Source organism: Synechococcus sp. F70.1 (assembly GCF_047502745.1).
In the GTDB taxonomy this organism is placed as follows: domain Bacteria; phylum Cyanobacteriota; class Cyanobacteriia; order Thermostichales; family Thermostichaceae; genus Thermostichus.
Genome location: NZ_JANSJL010000089.1, coordinates 1 through 4,592 on the forward strand (window position 1 = coordinate 1; position 4,592 = coordinate 4,592).

4 protein-coding genes and 1 pseudogene are annotated in these 4,592 nt (G+C 59.7%); 1 reads left to right on the top strand and 4 read right to left on the bottom strand.

Annotated elements, in window-relative coordinates:
* Positions 1–19: 19 nt before the first annotated feature.
* From NW860_RS09205 to NW860_RS09220, 4 genes and pseudogenes are all read right to left on the bottom strand, one after another.
* The gene (locus tag NW860_RS09205) at positions 20–919 is read right to left on the bottom strand and encodes an ABC transporter substrate-binding protein (protein ID WP_414513782.1); all 900 of its coding nucleotides are present in this window, start codon (positions 917–919) and stop codon (positions 20–22) included.
* Between the two features lie 32 nt (positions 920–951).
* Positions 952–1,248 (bottom strand): energy transducer TonB, encoded by a 297-nt coding sequence (locus NW860_RS09210; RefSeq protein WP_414513784.1) that lies wholly within the window; start codon positions 1,246–1,248, stop codon positions 952–954.
* 609 nt (positions 1,249–1,857) lie between these two features.
* Positions 1,858–2,253, bottom strand: a complete 396-nt coding sequence (locus NW860_RS09215) for a hypothetical protein (protein ID WP_414513786.1) — start codon at positions 2,251–2,253, stop codon at positions 1,858–1,860.
* 70 nt (positions 2,254–2,323) lie between these two features.
* A pseudogene (locus NW860_RS09220) lies at positions 2,324–3,588 on the bottom strand (RNA-guided endonuclease InsQ/TnpB family protein).
* Between the two features lie 431 nt (positions 3,589–4,019).
* On the opposite strand from NW860_RS09220, the gene NW860_RS09225 reads away from it, so the two are divergent.
* Positions 4,020–4,592 (top strand): TMEM165/GDT1 family protein (locus NW860_RS09225; RefSeq protein ID WP_414513788.1); only part of this gene is annotated, 573 nt, incomplete at its 3' end.

The following is a 4,592-nucleotide window of genomic DNA, read 5'->3' on the forward strand; positions in this document are numbered from 1 at the left end:
AACAGCGTTTACTGCCCCTCTATCCCACCTTCAAAAGAACCCTAGCCAACTGCTCACAGGCTGCCCTGATCTTCTCCAGGGTGCCGGGATTGACCAAGCCGTAGTAGTCAAATCCATAAACTTTCCCAGTTTGGACGGCTTGCAACCGATTCCAAAAGGGGCGGGAACGGAAAAACGCCAAGGGATCCGCCGCCTCCGGGTTGACCACCAGCAGAACTTCTGGGTTGGCTTCCAGGATGCGCTCTGCCGAAAGGGTGACGTAGCCCCGAAAAGGCCCTTGGCTTTGCAAAGTAGCGGTGAGATTGTCCGCGCCAAAGCGTTCCAGCAGATCCCCGGCCCAGCTTTGCCGGTTGGGAGAAAGAATCGGCTGGGTGCCCACCAAGAGCAAGGTTTTGGGTCGAACGCGGGGCAGTTCCTGGGGCAAAAGGGATCCATACTGCCGCAGCAAGGGATCGGGATCCGCCCCCAAAGCAGCAGCCAGGGTGGCAATCGTCTCTTCCAAAGCAGCCCAACTGTCCACGCGGGTGAGGTAGGTGGGGATCCCCAGCTCCTGCAGCCGTTCTGCCAGAGCCTCGTGAAAGCCACTGGCCCCCACCACCCAGTCCGGTTGTAGGGCCACAAGCTGCTCCAGGTTGGGTTGGTTGCCCAGCCCCAGGCGGGTCAAGCCTTGGAAGCGGGGATCCTCCTCCAACAAACGACCGGCAGGGATCCCCACCAACCTATCGGGGGCCAAGCGATAGAGGATATCGGCAGTCAAGGTGGTGAGGCTGGCTACCCGACGAAAAGGACTCTGTCTCGCTGACAGGAGTGGCTCCTGAGGGATCCGACCTTGGGCTTGGGCCAAACGCCCCATTCCCCAGGCCCCCACGCTGGCCAGACCAAAGGCGAACAGTTGACGGCGAGAAAGACGAGACAGCATAGACAATCTCCAAAACCATTCCCAAACAGCAATCAATTGAGGGTGAACTGGATGGGCACCACCACCCAAGACTCGATGGGGGCGTTGTTTCTCAAGGCCGGGCTGAATTCCCACCGCTGCACCGCCTCCTGCGCTGCCCCATCCAGGGCGGGAAACCCACTGGAAGAGGCGATCTCCACCTGCTGCACCTGCCCCTGGGCATTGACCTTGGCCCGCAGCAGCACCTGCCCCTGTTGGCCGAGACGGCGAGCTTGAGGAGGGTAGGGGGGCGGAGGATTGCGGCCGGGGATCGGGCGGGCCAGGATGTCCGGCTGGGGGTTGGCAGCCACTGTCGGTGGGGAGGAACTGGGGGTGGCAGGTGTTGGGGCAGAGGAATGGGGTTGGGCTGCACCTATACCGCCAGGTGTCCCAGTTTCAGGATCCCTTGGCCCCAATCTGCTCTCGCTGCCGGGGGAAGGCGGAGCGGCGGCAGTCTTTACGCTGGAACGGATCCCTTGGATCAAGGGGGTAAAGCGGGGCAGAGGGGTGCTTAAGGGGACCGGGGCGGAGGTGAGTGGAGTCGCGGTAGAGGTGGGGGTGACCGCCGGAGTTGGGGTGGGCTGTTGTGGCGGAGGAGTGGGTTGCGGGGTGGCTGTCGGTAATGGGGTCAGTGGAGGAGTAGGGGTGGGTTCTGGCTTTGCCGTGGGAATGGGTGTAGGGGTCGGAGTTTGCAGGGCCAGCAAAGATTCAGCCTCCGGGATGGCTGGCATCTCGATCTCTTGGGGCACAGGCTCCGGTGGGGATAGATCGTCTGCAGGGGGCGATTCCGGGGCCGGGCCGGGCGGCTCTGCTGTTGGCTCTGGTGGGAGAGATTCTATGGATTCTGAATCCGGTTCGAGCAACTGTGGCTCGGGATCCTCCAGCAAAAGCGTGACTGGGATCCGGAGTTCTGCGTCTGATCAAGGCCGGGATCCCCACCAAGCCAGCCCCAGCAGCGCCATCAGGTGCAAGAGGAGGGAAATCAACCCCTCCCGGCGCAGCGGTCGGGGATCCCTGGCTCGCAGGTGGAGGACGGTCCCCGGCGGATCTTCCCCCTCCTGGCAAGCTGTCCAGAGGGCAGCCCAGCTATAGCCGGCCACCCAAGCCTCTTGCAGCAGCTCCTCGGCACACTCCAGCCAGCCGCTCTCTCTTGCGCCAGCCCAAAGCCACAACGCCAACCAAGCCAGCCCCGCCTCCCAGGCCATGCCCGCCTGCTGCCAATACCACCCCTGCAGTCGCCACAAAAGCTGGGGACAGGACTTCCGAAGAAGAGAGAGGGATCCCTTGGGGGTGCGGGCAGGTGGCTCGGCAAGCATCGGTTAGAGCAGGATCCAGAGTAAACACGGCCTCGGGTCTTGGCCCCTAAAACCGGGTGGAAAAAGTAAACTACCCGACCCTGACTGCTTCGCAGTACAGGGCGGGCTTAAGGCCTCCGGCCCGCTGGCGCGAACGGTAGCCCTGCAGTTGGCAAGCCAACCACGTTCGCGAAGCGAGCCGTAGGCTTGACCTCTAGGCTGGTTTACAGCAGCCCCCAAAAGCGCAATCACATTCGCACCATTCAAATCCGCATCCCCTTCCCATCCACAGTGTCCACACTTAAACTTCTTTCCACTGCGGTAGGATTGCGCAGGGTCGGGATGAATGTGCAAACACCGGTGGCAGGTCTGCGACGTGTAGGCAGGCGGAACAAGAATCAGAGCAACCCCCGCACGCAGAGCCTTGTATTCCAGAAATTGACGTAGTTGGTAAAACGCCCAACTGTTGGTCCTACGCCGCTCGGCTTTGCTGCGTGGCTGTTGATTGACCCTTTCCCGGATCCCTGTCAAGTCTTCCAGAGCAATAGCGCTGTTTGTCGCCTTTGCCCTAGAGACAATAGCTTTGGAGATGCGGTCGCGTTAGCGGTGTGGAGCACCTTGATTGACCCACGTTTGAAAGCGTCTCTCCTTGCCAGACAGCCGTTGCAACAGTTGACGGCATCTGCGCCGCGAACTGCGTGTGCCCTTACTGGCTTTGCGTTGGAGTACCGCCCTCAACCGGGAGTAGTGGTCTCGGACTCTGTTCAACTGCTGTCCATTCCAGTTGTCCCCCTCTGACGTATGGGCGATATCCGTCCTGCCCAAGTCCACCCCGATCACCCTGTCGGTATCTTGTTGCTTGGGCGGGTTTTTCTCTACGCAAATCTGGATGTAGTAGGAGCCATCCTTCCGCTGGACTAGGGTGGCCGATTTGGGGTTAGAGCCAGCCAGCATTCCCCTCTGGTAGTTACCAATGGCTAGCTCAAAGCGTTCTCTCCCTTCAACCGTGGTCAGCGACACCGTCCAGTCTTTCTCGCGGAATGAAAAGATACGTGCGTCGTAGGTAACGAACCTACGCTTGAACTCTTTAACCGGACGGTTGCGCTGTCTCGCCACTTTGCGAGCGCCTGCCACCCGTCTGCACACCTGTTGAGCCAAGTTACTGGACAAGCCGAACCGGGCTCGAATCTCGTAGTAGCAAAGGGATTGCAGTTTGACCGCGTTGACGATCTTCTCCGGCGTGTTCTGGTTGACCCAGTTCAATGCCTGCACAAAGACATCCATCGTCGCGTCCAATTTGGCGGCTTGCGACTGGGACGCCTTGAGCTTACAGGATATGGTCAGGACTTGGCTCATAAGTTCATTGAACTTCATCAAAGCGCATTCCTCCCGGCACTGACCCTACGGGTACAGTGCGGGGCTCCTGCGATTTCTAGCTGATATCGGCCAAGGCACAGCAAGTCTTGGGGGATCCCATTGGAGAGCTTTTCTTGAATGCTTGGATGAATGACTCCCACTGGGAGCTCAGCATGCTACCATTCAGACGGAAAGGGAGTAGTCAGGTGGCTTACCGCCCTCTGCATCGACATACTGGCTAAAAACAGCCCGGTGCAAGAGACAAAGCAAGCCCGGCAGGCTGCTTTGGTGACGAGACTTTCACTGAGTTCACGCAGAGGTGAGCTTGGTGAGTCCGTCTGACTTTCCCAGCCTTCACCTCTAGGTGTGAACCGATTCCACACACAAGAGAGGTTGGAGGCTAAACGATGTGGGCTGGTTTTGCGTCAAGTTTGCTGTTGGTTACGGTAGCGGAGTTTGGGGATAAAACCTTTTTTACCCCCCTGATTCTGGCTATGCGACACCCGCGCCGCTGGGTTTTCTTGGGGACGTGGCTGGCTTTGGCCGTGATGACCTTGCTGGCGGTGGTGGCCGGGAAGGTGCTTTTCAAGCTGCTGCCGCCGCTGGGCGTGCGAGTGTTGTCGGCTGGGGTTTTTGCGGCTTTTGGGCTGAGAATGCTCTGGCAAGCTTACAAGATGACTCCCCAGCAGGAAAAAGAAGAAGAGGAAGAAGCCCTCAGGCTGGTGGAGCAGGCAGAAGAAAAAGGGGCGGGCCGCGGCGGTGCTTGGGCCATTGTGTGGGAAGCCTTTAGCTTGACGGCCTTGGCCGAGTTCGGGGATAAAACCCAGATTGCCACCATCTCCTTGGCGGCCACCCAACCGGGATTGAGCGTCTGGGCAGGGGCTACCCTTGGCCATGGGCTGATGGTGGGGCTGGCGGTGGTGGGAGGTCGTTTTTTAGCAGCTCACATCTCTGAACGCGCCGTGCATTGGGTGGGGGGCGGCTTATTTCTGGTGTTTGCGTTG